This is a genomic window from Pseudomonas sp. NBB (genome assembly GCF_032701105.1).
Lineage (GTDB): Bacteria > Pseudomonadota > Gammaproteobacteria > Pseudomonadales > Pseudomonadaceae > Aquipseudomonas > Aquipseudomonas asiatica.
Genome location: NZ_CP103994.1, coordinates 4013151 through 4029858, shown reverse-complemented (window position 1 = coordinate 4029858; position 16708 = coordinate 4013151). Strand labels below are relative to the sequence as shown.

The following is a 16708-nucleotide window of genomic DNA, read 5'->3' as shown; positions in this document are numbered from 1 at the left end:
TTTCGGGGGCAGTCCAACCTGTGGGAGCGGGCGTGCCCGCGAAGAGGCCGGGATGAGCAGTACAAATATCAGGATGGATGTGTGCCTTTTGCCGCTTGCCAGCGTCGAAATCCGGTCCCTATCCTTCAGGTATCTGGCCCTCCCGGGAACCGTGCATGAACTTCATCCAAAGCAACTTCAACAACCTTTTGGCCATCATCTGGTTCGCCCTGTGCTGGGGCGGTTACACCCGCTATGCCATCTGGAAGGGCCGCGACACCGCGTGCCTGGCCAGCGTGCTGCACCTGTATCGCGAAGACTGGATGCGCCGCATGCTGCTGCGCGACAACCGCATTGCCGATGCCAGCGTGATCGGCAACCTCGAGCGCAACGCCTCGTTCTTCGCCTCCAGCACCCTGATCATCCTCGCCGGTATCCTTACCGTGCTCGGGGCTTCCGACCGGGCGCTGTCGCTGCTGGCCGACCTGCCGCTGGTACAGCAGACCTCCCAGGGCATGTCGGAGATCAAGCTGCTGTGCCTGGCCATGGTTTTTGTCTATGCCTTTTTCACCTTCAGCTGGTGCATGCGCCAATACAACTTCGCGGCAGTGCTGGTGGGTTCGGCGCCGATGATCGGTGAACGGCTGGTCAATGAGCTTGAACGCAAGGCATTCGCCTCGCGGGCGGCGCGGGTGCTGTCGCTTGCCGCCAACCAGTTCAACCTGGGCCTGCGTTCCTATTACTTCGGCATGGCCATGTTGAGCTGGTTCATCAGCCCATGGTTATTCATGGTCATGAGTGTCGGAGTAGTGCTGATTCTGTACCGCCGCGAGTTCCATTCGGATGTATTGGATGTGATGGTGTTCACACCTACCGAAAGTATTTCGATCGAACCTGCCAGGGAAAACACCGCACCAGGAACCTGAAACGTTTAACCCTTAAGTTTCAGGCACAAAAAAACCCGACAATGTCGGGTTTTTTTGTTTTAGCCGATTACTGCTTGGCAGGTTCGGCTGGAGCAGCAGGAGCGGCTTCCGGAGCCGGAGTAGCCGGAGCGGCTTCTTCGGCGGCCTTCTGCTCGGCTTCGGCCTGATCTTTGGCGGCTTCGGCGTTTTCCTTGGCAGCCTCGTTCATCTTATCCTGAGCTTCGCCCGCTTTTTCCTGGGCTTGCTCGGCGTGTTGCTGTGCGTCCTGGGCTTTGTCTTCGCTCGCTTTATCGCAAGCAGCCAGGCCCATGGCAGCAGCCAGCATCAGAGCAAAAGCAAAAGGTTTACGCATGGGGGTGTTTCTCCTTGGTGAAATAAGTGACTTGTTCCTTCGAGTGCAACTATGCGGAATAAGTTCCGCGAAGATTACACATATATAACGCCCCGTTCTATATAGACTTTTTAACGATTTTATGCCGATGCGGCAATGCGCAGGGAAACAGCCAATGAGCGATTCAACCTTGATGGCCATGGCCGAGCGCTTTCTCTCGGCCCTGAAACATTGTCAGTTGTTGCAAATGCGTGTGGCGCAAACCAATGCCGATGGCATGACCTTGGTGCTGCCATGGTCTGCGGCCATCGTCGGCAACCCGCAGACCGGCGCCGTGCATGGCGGCGCGCTGACCACGCTGATGGACACCACCTGCGGCATGGCCACGCTGTGCGTGCTGCCGCGCTTCGAGGTGTGCCCGACACTGGACCTGCGCATCGACTACATGCACCCGGCCGAGGCCGGCAAGGACATCTACGGCCATGCCCAATGCTACCGAGTCACCCGCGATGTGATCTTCACCCGTGGCACGGCCTATCAGGATGACCCCGCCCAGCCTATCTGCCAGGTGGTGGGCACGTTCATGCGCCTGGGCCAGGAAATCAAGGGTGGCCTCCGCTTCGGCAACAGCCTGAAGGAGGGCGGGGCATGATTCCGTACGAGGTTCGCCAACAGCTCAACGCTGCCCACGCGGTGGGAGACTATCGGCCCTTGCTGGCGCTGATCCCCTATGCCGGCCTGATCGGCATTGAATGCGAGCGTGAGGGCGATGACCTGCTGTTCCGCCTGCCGGCCAACCAGGACAACATCGGCAACCCGCTGCTGCCGGCCATCCATGGCGGGGTGATCGCGGGCTTCATGGAACTGTCGGCAGCGCTGTACCTGCTGATCTTCAGCGAGAGCGCAAGCATTCCGAAGATCATCGACTTTTCCATCGATTACCTGCGCGCCGGGCACTTTCGCGATACTTACGCCCAATGCCAGCTTTGGCGCCAGGGCCGACGGGTGACCAATGTGGCCATCACCGCCTGGCAGGGGGACAGGCAGTCGCCGATCGCCACGGCTCGGGCCCATTTCAAGATCGAACCGGAAAAGCCCTTGAAATCATCCGGGCAGCCCCCATCTGCATGACATCCGCCGCTAAACGCTGGCCAACCTGGCCGCCAGGCGTCAACTGCCATCAGATCGGAGTTTTGAAGACCATGAGTGTGGAGACTCAAAAAGAAACGCTGGGCTTCCAGACCGAGGTAAAGCAGCTGCTGCACCTCATGATCCATTCCCTGTATTCGAACAAGGAGATCTTCCTGCGTGAATTGATCTCCAACGCCTCCGACGCCGCCGACAAGCTGCGTTTCGAGGCCCTGGCCAAGCCAGAGCTGTTCGAAGGCGACGCCGACCTGAAGATTCGCCTGAGCTTCGACAAGGACGCCGGTACCGTGACCCTCGAGGACAACGGCATCGGCATGAGCCGCGAAGACGTCATCGCCCACCTGGGTACCATCGCCAAGTCCGGCACTGCCGACTTCATGAAGAACCTCACCGGTGACCAGAAGAAGGACTCGCACCTGATCGGTCAGTTCGGTGTGGGCTTCTACTCCGCGTTCATCGTTGCCGACAAGGTCGACGTGTACAGCCGCCGTGCCGGCCAGCCGGCCGCTGAAGGCGTGCACTGGTCGTCGAAGGGCGAAGGTGAGTTCGAAGTCGCCACCATCGACAAGCCACAGCGCGGCACCCGCATCGTCCTGCACCTGAAGAAGGGCGAGCAGGAGTTCGCCGATGGCTGGCGCCTGCGCAACGTGGTCAAGAAGTACTCCGACCACATCGCCATGCCGATCCAGCTGCTGAAAGAGCAAGCTACCGCCGAAGGCGAAGAGCAGCCGGCCGAAGAGTGGGAAACCGTCAACCGTGCCAGCGCCCTGTGGACCCGTCCGCGTACCGAAATCAAGGACGAGGAATACCAGGAGTTCTACAAGCACATCGGCCATGACTTCGAAAACCCGCTGGCCTGGAGCCACAACAAGGTAGAAGGCAAGCTCGAATACAACTCGCTGCTGTACGTGCCGGCCCGCGCGCCGTTCGACCTGTACCAGCGCGAAGCGCCACGCGGCCTGAAGCTGTACGTGCAGCGCGTGTTCATCATGGACCAGGCCGAATCGTTCCTGCCGCTGTACCTGCGCTTCATCAAGGGTGTGGTCGACTCCAACGACCTGTCGCTGAACGTGTCGCGTGAAATCCTGCAGAAAGACCCGATCATCGACTCGATGAAGACCGCGCTGACCAAGCGCGTGCTGGACATGCTGGAGAAGCTGGCGAAGAACGAGCCCGAGCAGTACAAGGGCTTCTGGAAGAACTTCGGTCAGGTGCTGAAGGAAGGCCCGGCCGAAGACTTCGCCAACAAGGAAAAGATCGCCGGCCTGCTGCGCTTCGCTTCCACCCAGGACGACAGCGGCGAGCAGAGCGTCGCCCTGGCGGACTACCTGGCTCGCGTCAAGGAAGGCCAGGACAAGATCTACTACCTCACCGGCGAGTCGTACGCGCAGGTCAAGAACAGCCCGCACCTGGAAGTCTTCCGCAAGAAAGGCATCGAAGTGCTGCTGCTGACCGACCGTATCGACGAGTGGCTGATGAGCTACCTGAACGAGTTCGACGGCAAGGCCTTTGTCGACGTCGCCCGTGGCGACCTGGACCTGGGCAAGCTGGACTCGGAAGAAGACAAGAAGGCCCAGGAAGAAGTCGCCAAGGACAAGGAAGGCCTGGTCGAGCGCCTGAAGGGCGCGCTGGGTGACAGCGTGGCCGAAGTGCGCGTGTCGCACCGCCTGACCGACTCGCCGGCGATCCTTGCCATCGGTGAACAGGACCTGGGTCTGCAGATGCGCCAGATCCTCGAAGCCAGCGGGCAGAAGGTGCCGGAGTCCAAGCCGATCTTCGAGTTCAACCCGACCCACCCGCTGATCGAGAAGCTGGACAACGAGCAGAGCGAAGACCGCTTCGCCGAGCTGTCGCACATCCTGTTCGATCAGGCGGCCCTGGCGGCCGGTGACAGCTTGAAGGACCCGGCGGCTTACGTTCGTCGCCTGAACAAGCTGCTGGTCGAACTGTCTGCTTGAGTTGATGCATAGGAAAGCCCGCTTCGGCGGGCTTTTTTCATGGCGAGCATATTGATGACGAGTGCCAAAGGAGTGCTTGATGAGCAAAGTAATCGTCGAATCGCTGGTCTATCACCTGTCCGGCAAGGCGTATGAAAGCCGCCTGGTATACGAGCCGGGCGCGCTGGGGCGGCCAGGTCTGGTGATGGCGCCGAACTGGATGGGTATCGGCGAAGGTGCCGAGCGCATCGCCAAGGAAGTGGCCGAGAAAGGTTATGTGGTGCTGATTGCCGACCTGTACGGACAATCGGTGCGTCCGTCCAACGCGGACGAGGCCGGCGCGGCGATGATGCCGTTGAAGAACGATCGTGGCGAGCTGCGCAAGCGCATGCAGGAAGCCCTGGCGCAACTGTTGGGGCAGTCGAAGGCGCTTCTGGAGCCGGGCAAGGTCGGCACGTTTGGTTTCTGCTTTGGTGGCTGCTGTGCACTGGAGCTGGCCCGTACCGGCGCCGATTTGCGTGCAGCGGTGTCGTTCCATGGCACGCTGGACACGCCGAATCCGGAAGATGCCAAGCGCATCAAGGGCTCGGTGCTGGTGCTGCACGGCGCTTCCGATCCACTGGTGCCGAAGGAGCAGTTGCCGGCGTTCGAGGAGGAGATGAACGCGGCCAAGGTTGACTGGCAATTGCTGAGCTATGGCGGCGCGGTGCACTCGTTTACCGACCCGAGCGCCAACGTGCCGGGCAAGATGCAGTATGACCGGCGTACCTCGGAGCGGGCGTTCCGGGCGATGCATAACCTGCTGACCGAAGTTTTCCAGCGCTGAGATTGCACGGGGCTGCTTTGCAGCCCATTCGCGGGTAAACCGCTCCCACAGGTACTGCGCTGTCTGTGGGAGCGGGTTTACCCGCGAATGGGTCGCAAAAACGCCCCCCTTTCACCTAGGCAACTCGATTCGCGAGGTTTCCCCTGGCACCACCGGCCAATCCCCCGCAGCCCACTTGGCCCGGGCCTGTTCGATCAGCTCCACATCACTGGCGACAAAGTTCCAGTTCATCCGCCGCGGCCCATCCAGTGGTGCGCCACCAATCAGCACCAGCTGGCACTCACCCTCCGCATACAGCGTCACCTCTTCACCCTCGGGCAGGACCACCAGGCTGCAGGGTTCCACATCCTCATCGTTCATCACCAGCTCACCATCAAGCAGGTACAGCGCCCGCTGCGCATGCTCGTTCGGCACCAGTAGCGTGGTTGCCGGTTGCATCTGTACATGCGCGTACAGGGTAGGGGAGAGCACTGGCACCGGCGATTCCAGGCAGAACCCGCTGCCAGCGATCATGCAGATGCGTACCCCCAGGCTGTCGCTGACCGGCAGGCTCGCCGCCGGGTGGTGGCTGTAGCTTGCCGGGCCTTGTTCATGCTCGCGTGGCGACGCCAGCCATACCTGCAGCCCGTGCAGGCGTGAGCCATGGGCCAGGGCATCTTCAGGCGTGCGCTCGACATGGGCCACGCCGCTGCCTGCGGTCATCCAGCTGACGTCGCCCGGCAGCACCCGCTGCGCCGAGCCGAGGCTGTCCTTGTGCAGGATTGCCCCTTCGAACAGGTAGGTAAGGGTCGACAGGCCGATATGCGGGTGCTGGCGGATGTCCATGCCATGCCCCGGGGCATAGTCGGTTTCGAGCATGTGGTCGAAAAACACGAACGGGCCGACGCTGCGACACTGGGCTGATGGCAGCGGGCGCAGGATCGGCTGGCCCTCGACCGATTCGGCACGTGGGCGGATGACCAGGGGGCTGCTCATGGGAAGGCTCCAGGCAAGGTGGAAATGCCCCAAGCATAGCGGTTTGCCCGCCCCGGCTGAACCGTCTCGCAGGCCGGCCGGTCTAGAGATCTGATACCCGGAAAAGGAAGCTTCATCATGATCGTGAGAGCGTTGGCCTGCGTGCTGTTATCCACCTGGCTGTGCCAAGCGGCGCAGGCACGCGACTACCGCTACAGTGATGCTCACCTGCACTACGTCGACTTCTTCCAGGAAAGCGAAGGCATGCCTGCGCTGATCAAGGCCATGGATGCCGCCGGTATCGAGCAGTCGATGATTTCCGGCGTGCCGGTGGCCAAGAAGTGGCATGAAGACGAGCCCAAGCGCCCACGCTATTACGCTGGGGATGACGCCGAAGCCTACTGGTACAGCGCCACCGATACCTACGTGGCTGCGGCGCTACAGCAACTGCCCGACGAGCAGCGCAAGCGCTTTCATCCGTTCCTGGCCGGCTTCAATCCGGTGGACAAGAACGCCGCCAGCCATATCGAGCGCATGCTCGATCTGCATCCGGGGCTGTGGCAGGGCATTGGCGAGGTGTTCACCCGCCACGATGACCTGACTGCTCTGACCAGCGGTGACACGCCGCGCGCCAACAACGAAGCCATGGCGCGTATCTACCACCTGGCGGCCGAGCGCGACCTGCCGGTGCTGCTGCATTCCAACATCACCTCCAAGCGCGAGCGTAACCCGCTGTACCTGGCGGAGATCGAACAGCCGCTGCGCAATCACCCGCACACGCGGTTCATCTGGGCGCACGCCGGCAGCAGCATGGAGATTCACCGGCACCAGACGCAAATGGACTTTCTGCTGCCGGTGCTGACGCGGTTGCTGGAGGATTACCCGAACCTGTATGTCGATTTGTCGTGGAGCGTGCTGAAACCCTATCTGCTGGATGGCCAGGGGGTACCGCGCAAGGAGTGGCTGGCACTGGTCGAGAGGTTCCCGGAACGGTTCATGCTGGGTTCGGATGTGGTGGGGCGGTTTGGTAGCCTTGGGGAGCAGATGCACGGGTTCAGGCCGTTTCTGGATGCATTGCCGGAACAAGTTGCCAACAAGGTGGCCAGGGAGAATTTTCTGGATGTGTTGCCCAAGCAATAGTATTTCGCCTGTGCCGGCCCTTTCGCGGGTAAACCCGCTCCCACAGGGGCCGCGCTGCTGTTGAAACCGGTGCTGTACCTGTGGGAGCGGGCGCGCCCGCGAAGAGGCCGGTACAGGCAACACAAATGAAAACGCCCCGAACCAGTCGGGGCGTTTTCGTTTACCGCAGCAGCGTCTTACTTGCCTTCCCAGCGCTTGAGCACCAGGGTGGCGTTGGTGCCGCCGAAGCCGAAGCTGTTGCTCATGACCGTGTCGATCTTGGCGTTTTCTTCGGTCTTGCGCAGGATCGGCAGGTCGGCGACCTCCGGGTCCAGCTCGTCGATGTTGGCGGAGCCGGCGATGAAGTTGTTTTCCATCATCAGCAGGCAGTAGATCGCCTCGTGTACGCCGGCAGCGCCCAGCGAGTGGCCCGAAAGGCTCTTGGTTGAGCTGATTTTCGGTGCCTTGTCGCCGAACACGGCGCGAACGCCCTTGATCTCGGCAACGTCACCGACCGGGGTCGAGGTGCCGTGGGTGTTCAGGTAATCGATCGGAGTGTCGACGGTCGACAGCGCCTGCTGCATGCAGCGGATAGCACCTTCGCCGCTCGGGGCAACCATGTCGTAGCCGTCGGAAGTGGCGCCGTAGCCGACGATTTCCGCGTAGATCTTGGCGCCACGGGCCAGGGCGTGTTCCAGCTCCTCGACCACCACCATGCCGCCACCGCCAGCGATGACGAAGCCATCACGGTCGGCGTCGTAGGCGCGCGAGGCCTGTTCCGGGGTTTCGTTGCGCTTGGTCGACAGGGCGCCCATTGCATCGAACAGGAACGACTGGCTCCAGTGCTCTTCTTCACCGCCACCGGCGAAGACGATGTCCTGCTTGCCCCACTGGATCTGCTCCAGCGCGGTGCCGATGCAGTGTGCCGAAGTGGCGCAGGCCGAGGAGATCGAGTAGTTGATACCCTTGATCTTGAACGGGGTAGCCAGGCACGCCGAAACGGTGCTGCCCATGGTGCGGGTAACGCGGTATGGGCCGACGCGCTTGACGCCTTTCTCACGCAGGGTGTCCAGCGCTTCCATCTGGTTCAGGGTCGAGGCGCCGCCGGAGCCCGCCACCAGGCCGGTACGCGGGTTGGAAACCTGCTCTTCGGTCAGGCCGGCGTCCTTGATCGCATCCTGCATCGCCAGGTAGGCGTAGGCAGCAGCGTGGCCGACGAAGCGGTAGACCTTGCGGTCGATCAGTTCTTCGAGGTTGAGGTCGATGGACCCGGAAACCTGGCTACGCAGCCCCATTTCCTTGTATTCCGGGTTGTAACGGATACCCGGACGGCTGTTGCGCAGGTTTTCGGTGACGGTAGCTTTGTCATTGCCCAGGCACGATACGATGCCCAGACCAGTGATAACGACGCGGCGCATGCGAATAACCCTTAGAAATTGTCAGTGGAGGTGAACACGCCGACCCGCAGGCCTTCGGCAGTGTAGATCTCGCGGCCGTCGACGCTGACCGAGCCATCGGCGATGGCCATGTTCAGCTTGCCCTTCAGGACGCGCTTGATGTGAATGTTGTAAGTGACTTTCTTGGCTTCCGGCAGTACCTGGCCGAAGAACTTCACCTCGCCCGAACCCAGGGCGCGCCCGCGGCCTGGCAGGCCCTGCCAGCCGAGGAAGAAACCTACCAGCTGCCACATGGCATCGAGGCCCAGGCAGCCCGGCATTACCGGGTCGCCTTCGAAGTGGCAGGCGAAGAACCACAGGTCCGGATTGATATCCAGCTCGGCGACCAATTCACCTTTGCCGTACTTGCCGCCTTCTTCGCTGATATGGGTGATGCGATCGACCATCAGCATGTTCGGCGCGGGCAGTTGCGCATTACCTGGGCCGAACAGCTCACCGCGACTGCAGCGCAGCAGGTCTTCCCGAGTAAAGGCGTGTTGTTTGGTCATGCGAGCTCCTCAATAACCCCCTGCGGCAGGGGATGAATCTTCCCGGCCGGCCCGATACGCATCGCGTTCGGGGCGGCAGCCTACAGGTAGACTATTGCGTTGTGGTGAAAGTCACAGTGCACCCGGTGAAAGAAGTACAGGTGTGCACTGAAACGTCTATTTTCAGGTCCGATGAAGGTCCTGTCCAGTGTTTAAGACTGCCGCACTTTAGCATTTATCGCCAGTCGCGGTTGTCTGACCGGGTAGCCAGCGCTGCAGCACACGCTGCAGTTCGGTGCGGCGCAAGGGTTTGCTCAGGTAGTCGTCCATGCCGGCCGCCATGCAACGCTCGCGGTCGCCCTGCAAGGCGTTGGCGGTCAGGGCGATGATCGGTAGCCTGGTGCCGTTGGGCAGCTGGCGGATACGCCGGGTGGCTTCATAGCCGTCCAGGTGCGGCAGGCGGCAGTCCATCAGCACGGCGGCAAAACGCTGCCGGCTGACCCGTTCGACCGCCTCCAGGCCGTCCTCGGCCGTGCATACCGCCAGCCCCAGGCTACGCAGCATGGCTTCGATGACACTTTGGTTGACCGGATTGTCCTCTACCAGCAGCACCTGATCATTGTCGGCCACCGCCGGTGGCGCAGCGCTTGGCTGCGTCAGCGAGAGCGGAGCAGGGCTGGCCAGGGCCAGAGGCATCTCCAAGGTGAAGGTCGAGCCCAGGCCTTCACGGCTTTCGCCACGCAGCTTGCCGCCCATGCGTTCGGCCAGGGTGCGGGCGATCGACAGCCCCAGCCCGGTGCCGCCATAGCGGCGGGAAATCGAGCTGTCGGCCTGCTGGAAGGCGACAAACATCATTTCCAGGCGTTCGTTGTCGATGCCGATACCGGTGTCGCGCACACTGCAGGTCAGCCAGATCAGTTGGCGGTCCAGCACCTGCCAGCGCGCCTCGACCTGAACCTGGCCGCGTTCGGTGAATTTCAGCGCGTTGCCGACCAGGTTAAGCAGGATCTGGCGGATGCGCGTGGGGTCGCCGTTCACATGCAGCTGCTCGATACCCGCCGGCATTTGCAGGTGCAGGGCAAGGCCGCGCTGTTGGGCGCTGTGCTGGAACGACTGGACGCTGCTGGTGATCAGTTCGCCAAGGTTGAAGTCGATGTGTTCCAGTTGCAGCGCGGCGCGTTCGATGCGCGAGAAGTCGAGGATGTCGTTGATGACCTTGAGCAGGTGCCCGGTGGATTCGCTGGCCACCGCGGTGTACTCGGCCTGCTCGCTGTTCAACTGCGTGGTTTCCAGCAACTGCAGCATGCCCAGCACGCCATTCATCGGCGTGCGCAGCTCGTGGCTCATCATCGCGAGGAAATCCGATTTGGCGCGGTTGGCCTGTTCGGCCTCCTCGCGGGCCTGGATAAGCTCGGCGATCGCCTGCTTCTGTTCATTGCTGGCCTGCGCCAGGGCATGGGCCAGGTTATTGATGTGGCGTGCCAGATGGCCCAGTTCGCTGTCATCGACCACCGGCAACAGGGTGTGGTACTCGCCCTGCTGGATGGCCTTGACCGCATGGCCCATGTCGCTGATCGGCTTGGCCAGGCTCAGGGCCAGGCGGCGCGCCAGCAGGAAGGTGAACAGCAGGGCGAACAGCGCGAGGATGCCGGCCTTGATCACGATTTCCTGCTGGCGCTGGCTGAAGGCGTCATCGGACATGCCGACGATGACCCGGCCCAGGTAATCGTCGCCGATGGCCGGGGTGGTGGCTTTGCCCTGTTGCAGGAAGTCGCTGTCCAGGCGGATCTGCTGCAGGCGGATGGGCGCCTGGAACACTTCGACGCGCTGCGCGCGGTTGGCGCTTTCGTCGGACTGCTCCACATAGACCAGTATGTGGTTGCGGCTGTCCTGCACCTCGAGGAAGCGCACGTGGGGGATGCTGAGCGTGGCGCGCATCAGGCCCTCGAGCACTTCGTTGTTGCCCGAGATCACCCCGTATTCCGAGGCTGGCGCCAGCTGGTTGGCGATCAGTTGCCCAGTGTGGTTCAGTTCCTGGCGCAGGTCCTGGATACGCACGAAGGTGAAGAAACTGATCAGCAGCAAGGTCAGCAGCAGGGCAGGGCCGAGGCTGATGATCTGGGTGCGGGTGTGGATGTCCCAGCTCAGGCGCTTGCTCATGGGGTGGGTTCTCCTTCGGCCAGGGCCTTGGCGGCGGCGTTCGGATCGATCGGTTCAAGGCCCAGGGCGCGCGCCACCTGCTGGTTGCCGCTGACGCCGAAGCGTACCGGGTACAGGCTGCGTGGCCAGCGTGCCGGTGGCTGGTCGAGCAACTGGTCGAGCACCGCCAGCCAATCGTCCTGGTCGCTGAAGGTGCTGGCCAGGGCGCCGGCGCGGACGAACCCGGCGTTCGGGCCGATCAGCGCCATCTGCCGGCCATAGCTGCTCAACAGCAGGTTTTTCGCAGTCTTGGAGTTGTACAGGTCGGCATCGTCCAGGCCCAGCAGCACGTCACTGTTGGCCAACAAGTGTTGCAAAGGGCGGCTATCGCGCGGGTCGGGCCAGTCCTGGGCAATGATCTCCAGGTCCAGCGCGCGGGCGGCGTGGCGCAGCTCTTCGAGCAGAAAGCTGCTGTGCTCACCGTACAGCACACCAATGCGCTGGGCCTGCGGCAGCAGGTAGCGCGCCAGGCGCAACTGCCGGCCCAGCGGCGGATCGCTCCACAGCAGCGTGAGGAACGCGGGCCGCGACTTTCCCAGGCGCTGTTCAGCCTGTACCCGGCTGACCCTCATGGCCAGGGCCGGCGGGCCGGCAGTTTCCGCGAGGCGCCATTCCAGTGCGGCGTTGTCCAGCAGGATCAGGCGCTGGTCAGCCTTGAGCTTGCCCGGACGTGGCAGGTCGTCGGTGGTCTGGAAATGTACATGGTCGTGCGGCCGGCGGCTTTCCAGCGCGGCGACGAAACTGCGAATGCCAGGCTGGTCTTCCGCGCCTACCAACAGGATTTCGCTGGCGAACAGCGGCCCCATCGGCCACAGGCACAACAGCAACAGGCGCAGCAGCAGGGCCATCAGAACTCCAGCTCCGCGCTGACGCTCAGGCGGTGGCGGCTGTCGTAGCGGTTCTGGATTGCGGTGGTCGGCTCATCGTCCAGGCGCTGTTGCCACAGCGCCGCCAGCTCCAGGTTGCTGCCATGCACCCGGAAACGCTTGGCCAGGCGCAGGTCCAGGCGCTCGTAGCGGTACTGGTTGAGCGCATCGTCGCCGTAATAGAACAGCGCGCTCGACCAACCGGCACCCCACTCGCGCATCCATCCGGCCGAGCCGCTGTTGCGCGCGCTGAGGCGGCGGTCGGCGGGGTTGCTGGCCCAGGCATCCACGTAGGCGTAGGTCACCCGCAGGCGGTCGCGCAGGGTCGGGCGCCAGTCCAGTTGCGCCTCGCTGCCGCTGAAACGGGCCTTGTTGGCATTGCTGGCGATGTATTGGTTGTTCTTCAGGGGCTCGCTGATCATGCCGGTGATCTCGTCATAGAACAGCTTCACATCCATGTTCAGGTCGATGTCGCTGAAGTAGCCGTTGTAGCCGAGTTCGCGCGAGCGCATGCGTTCCTGGTCGAGGTCGCCCGGGCCGCGGGTCTTGACGAAGTATTCGCCGTTTTGCAGGCCAAAGGCGTTGGGGGTCAGGTTCTTGACCGTGTAGCTCCAGTTGACGTTGTTCTCGAACATGTCTGGCGAGCGCACTGCCTCGGAATACACTGCACGCAGGCCATGGCGCGGGGTGATCAGGTAGTTGACCGCCACGCGTGGGGTCAGCGAGCTGCCGGACAGGCGCGAGTCCTCGAACATGGCACCACCCTGCAGGATCCAGTGTTCGTCGGCGCGCCACTCCAGTTGGCCGAACAGGCGCCAGGTCTGGTCGTCGATGCTGCCATTGAAGTAGGTCTGCGAGTCGGCACGATCATAGCGGTAGTTCATGCCGCTGAGCAGACGCAGGCTGTCGGTCAGGCTCAGGGTGTCCTGGATTTCCAGGTCATAGCGGGTTTCGCGGGTGCTCTGGTCGACGTCGCCGCAAACCTGCTGCTTGCCACCGTTTGCCCATTGCTGCTGGACCTTCTCCAGAAGCCCTCTCATGACGGGATCGTTGGTCGAAAGTGGTGCGCCGGTAGCAATGCCGCGCGCCACTTTTTCGGCGAAATCGGGGTTCATTTGCCAGAGCTGGGTCAATTCCGGGCTGAACGACTGCAAAGCGTCACAGGCACGCCACACCTGCTGACGGTCGAAATGTTGGGCAGAGCCTTGGATATACAGGCTGTGCTCAGAACTGAAGTCCTTGGTCCAGCGCAATGAGCCGGCGTAGTCCTTGGCACTGACGTCAGCGTTGTTACCGGCTTCGTATTTGGCGAACACCGGCTGGTAGGTATAAGGCCGCTGGTTGCTGCCTTCCTTCGCCGCCAGTTGCCATTCCAGGGTCTGGTCGTGTGCCAGGCTGTGGCTGGCGTTGATATTGAAGCGGGTCAGTCGGCGGCTGTCGCGGTAATCCTGGCCGAACTGGTTCTCGTCGAAGCCATCGTCCTGCTGGCCTGACAGCGACAGGCGCATGTCGCCGCCATCCCAGCCGAAGCCGTGGCTGGCGTAGAAATCGTTGATACCATCCTGGCCGCGAGTCATTTTCATCCGCGTGCCATGGCTGTCGGCCGGGTTGCGGGTAAGGATGTTGACCACTGCCATCAGCGCGTTGGCGCCATAACTGACCGTGTTGGGGCCGCGGAACACCTCGATGCGCTCGATATCCTCCATGGCCAGGGGGATGTCGCTCCAGTCCACCGTGGCCAGGCCGGCGCGGTACACCGAACGGCCATCGATCAGCACCTGCATGCGCCGGGCATCGTTGACGTTGCTGCCGTGGTAGTTGACCGTGGGTTGGTTGCCGGCGTTGTAGCCCACCATCATGCCCGGCACCAGGCGTAGCAGCTCGGGGATGTCGCGGGCACCGCTGGCGCGAATCAGCTCGCTGTCGAGCACGGTCATGCTGCCCGGGACTGCGGCGGGGGATTGTTTCAGGCGCGTTGCAGTCAGAACCTGCGGCAGGTCCGTGTTGTCGATGAACAGGTCATCGGCCACGGCCGGGCCGCCGAGCAGGGCAGTCAGTATGAGCAGGCGCGGGTACGAGGGCGTGCCAGGGAACACAAAGCGGCCTTGTATCAGGATTGAAACAGGCATGGTAACTGACCGTGGCGTATTTGCCAGTGATCTGCATTACCCGTGATGGCCCTTTCGCGGGTAAACCCGCTCCCACACGGAACGCACCGCTGCTGAAGGCTTCGTTGTACCTGTAGGAGCGGGTTTACCCGCGAAGAGGCCAGTACTGACACTGGTTCTGTAGCAGGCGAGCCGTATAATGGCTGGGTCGCCACTTAACTTTTGGCTTTAACGGATTGGATATGACTGAACAGCAACCTGTTGCAGTTCTGGGAGGCGGCAGCTTCGGCACCGCCGTGGCGAACCTGCTGGCAGAAAACGGTGTGCCGGTGCGCCAATGGATGCGCGACCCGGAACAGGCTGAGGCCATGCGCGTCAATCGCGAGAATCCGCGCTACCTCAAGGGCATCCGCCTGCACGACGGCGTCGAGCCGGTCAGCGACCTGCTCGCCACACTGCAGGCCAGCGAGCTGATTTTCGTCGCCCTGCCATCGAGCGCCTTGCGTAGCGTGCTGGCTCCGCATGCCGAGTTGCTGCGCGGCAAGGGCCTGGTCAGCCTGACCAAGGGCATCGAAGCGCAAAGCTTCAAGCTGATGAGCCAGATCCTCGAGGAAATCGCCCCCGAGGCGCGTATCGGCGTGCTGTCCGGCCCCAACCTGGCCCGTGAAATCGCCGAACATGCGCTGACCGCCACGGTGGTCGCCAGCGAGGACGAAAAACTGTGCCAGCAGGTGCAGGCCGTGCTGCACGGGCGTACCTTCCGCGTCTACGCCAGTGCCGACCGCTTTGGTGTCGAGCTGGGCGGGGCGCTGAAGAACGTCTACGCCATCATCGCTGGCATGGCGGTGGCCCTGGGCATGGGCGAGAACACCAAGAGCATGCTGATTACCCGCGCCCTGGCCGAGATGACCCGGTTCGCCGTCAGCCAGGGTGCCAACCCCATGACTTTCCTCGGCCTGGCCGGTGTCGGTGACCTGATCGTCACCTGCTCCTCGCCAAAGAGCCGCAACTATCAGGTCGGCCACGCGCTGGGCCAGGGCCTGAGCCTGGAGCAGGCGGTCAGCCGCCTGGGCGAAGTGGCCGAAGGCGTCAACACCCTCAAGGTGCTCAAGGCCAAGGCGCAGGAAGTGCAGGTGTACATGCCGCTGGTGGCTGGCCTGCATGCCATCCTGTTCGAAGGCCGCACGCTGAACCAGGTGATCGAGCACCTGATGCGTGCCGAGCCGAAGACCGATGTCGATTTCATTTCCATCAGCGGTTTCAACTGAGCCTCGAGCGGCTCTGACAACAGCAAGGAGCAACACATGAACGATACGCCCGAACGCGCCCAGCGCGAGTCGATCATCCTGCGGGCCCTGTGGATGCTGGTGTTCCTGGTGGTCTGGCAGCTGGCCGAGCTGTTGCTCGGTGGCCTGGTGCTGGTACAACTGATCTACCGCCTGGTGTACGGCGCCCCCAGCGCCAGCCTGATGAACTTCGGCGACAGCCTGAGCCAGTACCTGGCGCAGATCGGCCGCTTCGGCAGCTTCCACAGCGACCAGAAGCCCTGGCCGTTCGCCGACTGGCCGGCACCGCGTGCCCCGGAAGGCGAGGCGCCGCATGCGGTGGCCCCGGCCCCGCACCCGGTGCGTGACGAGGAGCCCAAGCTGTGAAGCTGTGGGTTCTGCGCCACGGCGAAGCGGAGCCGCGGGCCAACAGCGATGCCGAGCGCCGGCTGACCGCCCATGGTCGCGAACAGGTGCTGCATAGCGCCGCCCGCCTGCTGGGCCAGCCGCTGCAGGCGATCATCGCCAGCCCTTACGTACGCGCCCAGCAAACGGCTGCCCTGGTGCATGACACCCTGGGCTTCGCCGAACCGGTGCGCACCGTGCCCTGGCTGACGCCTGACAGTGATGTGCAGCAGGTTATCGGCGAAATCGAGCGCCTGGGCCTGGAGCATGTGCTGCTGGTCAGCCACCAGCCGCTGGTGGGTACCTTGGTAGGGGTGTTGCAGCATGGCCACCAGCAGCAACCGGCCGGCATGAGCACTGCAAGCCTGGCGGAGCTGGAAGGGGACTGGCCGCTGGCTGGGTTGATGACCCTTCGGGCGATCAACTCGCCGGCCTGAAACCCCGGGGCCGCTGCGCGGACAGGTACCGCCCCCGCCTTGAGCTGTGGGAGCGGCTTCAGCCGCGAACACCGGCGCAGCCGGTGCCATGCACCGTGTTGGATTCTTCGCGGCTAAAGCCGCTCCCACAGTGTTTGCGGATTGCTTGCGAACTCAGTTATCTACGCGACAGCGCAGCCCAAAGGGCTGGGCGATCTCCCGCAAGCCTGACCTGATAGCCCTCGCCGATGACCTTTCCGGACGTTGCCGAACTGCACCGCGATACCGACAATGGGCCATCATT

16 protein-coding genes are annotated in these 16708 nt (G+C 62.9%); 9 read left to right on the top strand and 7 right to left on the bottom strand.

Annotated features, from left to right (window positions below):
• Positions 1 to 155: 155 nt before the first annotated feature.
• Positions 156 to 905, top strand: a complete 750-nt coding sequence (locus NY023_RS18810) for a DUF599 domain-containing protein (RefSeq protein ID WP_013973437.1) — start codon at positions 156 to 158, stop codon at positions 903 to 905.
• Between the two features lie 67 nt (positions 906 to 972).
• Here NY023_RS18810 and NY023_RS18805 read toward each other — a convergent pair whose 3' ends face one another.
• Positions 973 to 1257 carry a hypothetical protein gene (locus tag NY023_RS18805; protein ID WP_023661534.1) on the bottom strand — a complete coding sequence of 95 codons (285 nt, stop codon included), beginning with the start codon at positions 1255 to 1257 and terminating at the stop codon, positions 973 to 975.
• 154 nt (positions 1258 to 1411) lie between these two features.
• Here NY023_RS18805 and NY023_RS18800 point away from each other — a divergent pair, with 154 nt between their 5' ends.
• The 4 genes from NY023_RS18800 (at position 1412) to NY023_RS18785 (ending at position 5148) form a co-directional block, all read left to right on the top strand.
• Entirely contained in the window at positions 1412 to 1888 is a 477-nt protein-coding gene (locus tag NY023_RS18800; protein WP_013973435.1) for a PaaI family thioesterase, read from the top strand.
• Entirely contained in the window at positions 1885 to 2367 is a 483-nt protein-coding gene (locus tag NY023_RS18795) for a PaaI family thioesterase (RefSeq protein WP_013973434.1), read from the top strand. The genes NY023_RS18800 and NY023_RS18795 overlap by 4 nt, the downstream gene beginning before the upstream one ends.
• A 71-nt stretch (positions 2368 to 2438) precedes the next feature.
• Positions 2439 to 4343: a molecular chaperone HtpG gene (gene htpG, locus NY023_RS18790; RefSeq protein WP_023661535.1), complete on the top strand. Its 1905-nt coding sequence runs from the start codon at positions 2439 to 2441 to the stop codon at positions 4341 to 4343.
• 79 nt (positions 4344 to 4422) lie between these two features.
• Positions 4423 to 5148, top strand: coding sequence for a dienelactone hydrolase family protein (locus tag NY023_RS18785; RefSeq protein WP_013973432.1), 726 nt, complete (start codon positions 4423 to 4425; stop codon positions 5146 to 5148).
• A 111-nt stretch (positions 5149 to 5259) separates the two neighbouring features.
• Here the strand turns inward: NY023_RS18785 and NY023_RS18780 are convergent, their stop codons facing one another.
• Entirely contained in the window at positions 5260 to 6123 is an 864-nt protein-coding gene (locus NY023_RS18780) for a pirin family protein (RefSeq protein WP_013973431.1), read from the bottom strand.
• 117 nt (positions 6124 to 6240) lie between these two features.
• Here NY023_RS18780 and NY023_RS18775 point away from each other — a divergent pair, with 117 nt between their 5' ends.
• On the top strand, positions 6241 to 7242 hold the full coding sequence (locus NY023_RS18775; RefSeq protein WP_024087416.1) for an amidohydrolase family protein: 1002 nt from the start codon (positions 6241 to 6243) through the stop codon (positions 7240 to 7242).
• Between the two features lie 176 nt (positions 7243 to 7418).
• On the opposite strand, the gene fabB is transcribed toward NY023_RS18775, so the two are convergent.
• The 5 genes from fabB to NY023_RS18750 all read right to left on the bottom strand — a co-directional run bounded on the left by fabB (position 7419) and on the right by NY023_RS18750 (position 14339).
• A complete protein-coding gene (gene fabB, locus NY023_RS18770; RefSeq protein WP_013973429.1) occupies positions 7419 to 8639 on the bottom strand; it encodes a beta-ketoacyl-ACP synthase I in 1221 nt (406 codons plus the stop codon).
• Between the two features lie 11 nt (positions 8640 to 8650).
• Positions 8651 to 9166 (bottom strand): 3-hydroxyacyl-[acyl-carrier-protein] dehydratase FabA, encoded by a 516-nt coding sequence (fabA, locus tag NY023_RS18765; RefSeq protein ID WP_003251509.1) that lies wholly within the window; start codon positions 9164 to 9166, stop codon positions 8651 to 8653.
• Between the two features lie 207 nt (positions 9167 to 9373).
• Positions 9374 to 11305, bottom strand: coding sequence for an ATP-binding protein (locus tag NY023_RS18760; RefSeq protein ID WP_013973428.1), 1932 nt, complete (start codon positions 11303 to 11305; stop codon positions 9374 to 9376).
• Positions 11302 to 12192 (bottom strand): ABC transporter substrate-binding protein, encoded by an 891-nt coding sequence (locus tag NY023_RS18755; protein WP_013973427.1) that lies wholly within the window; start codon positions 12190 to 12192, stop codon positions 11302 to 11304. Before NY023_RS18755 ends, NY023_RS18760 begins: the two co-directional genes overlap by 4 nt.
• Positions 12192 to 14339: a TonB-dependent receptor plug domain-containing protein gene (locus NY023_RS18750; RefSeq protein ID WP_013973426.1), complete on the bottom strand. Its 2148-nt coding sequence runs from the start codon at positions 14337 to 14339 to the stop codon at positions 12192 to 12194. The genes NY023_RS18755 and NY023_RS18750 overlap by 1 nt, the downstream gene beginning before the upstream one ends.
• Positions 14340 to 14560: 221 nt before the next feature.
• On the opposite strand from NY023_RS18750, the gene NY023_RS18745 reads away from it, so the two are divergent.
• From NY023_RS18745 to sixA, 3 genes are read left to right on the top strand one after another with little or no spacing between them, the layout of a single operon-like run.
• Positions 14561 to 15586, top strand: coding sequence for an NAD(P)H-dependent glycerol-3-phosphate dehydrogenase (locus NY023_RS18745; protein ID WP_013973425.1), 1026 nt, complete (start codon positions 14561 to 14563; stop codon positions 15584 to 15586).
• 36 nt (positions 15587 to 15622) lie between these two features.
• Positions 15623 to 15970, top strand: coding sequence for a DUF4389 domain-containing protein (locus tag NY023_RS18740; protein WP_013973424.1), 348 nt, complete (start codon positions 15623 to 15625; stop codon positions 15968 to 15970).
• Complete coding sequence (gene sixA, locus NY023_RS18735; protein ID WP_013973423.1) at positions 15967 to 16425, top strand: phosphohistidine phosphatase SixA; 459 nt, start codon at positions 15967 to 15969, stop codon at positions 16423 to 16425. The genes NY023_RS18740 and sixA overlap by 4 nt, the downstream gene beginning before the upstream one ends.
• The last annotated feature ends 283 nt before the right edge of the window (positions 16426 to 16708 follow it).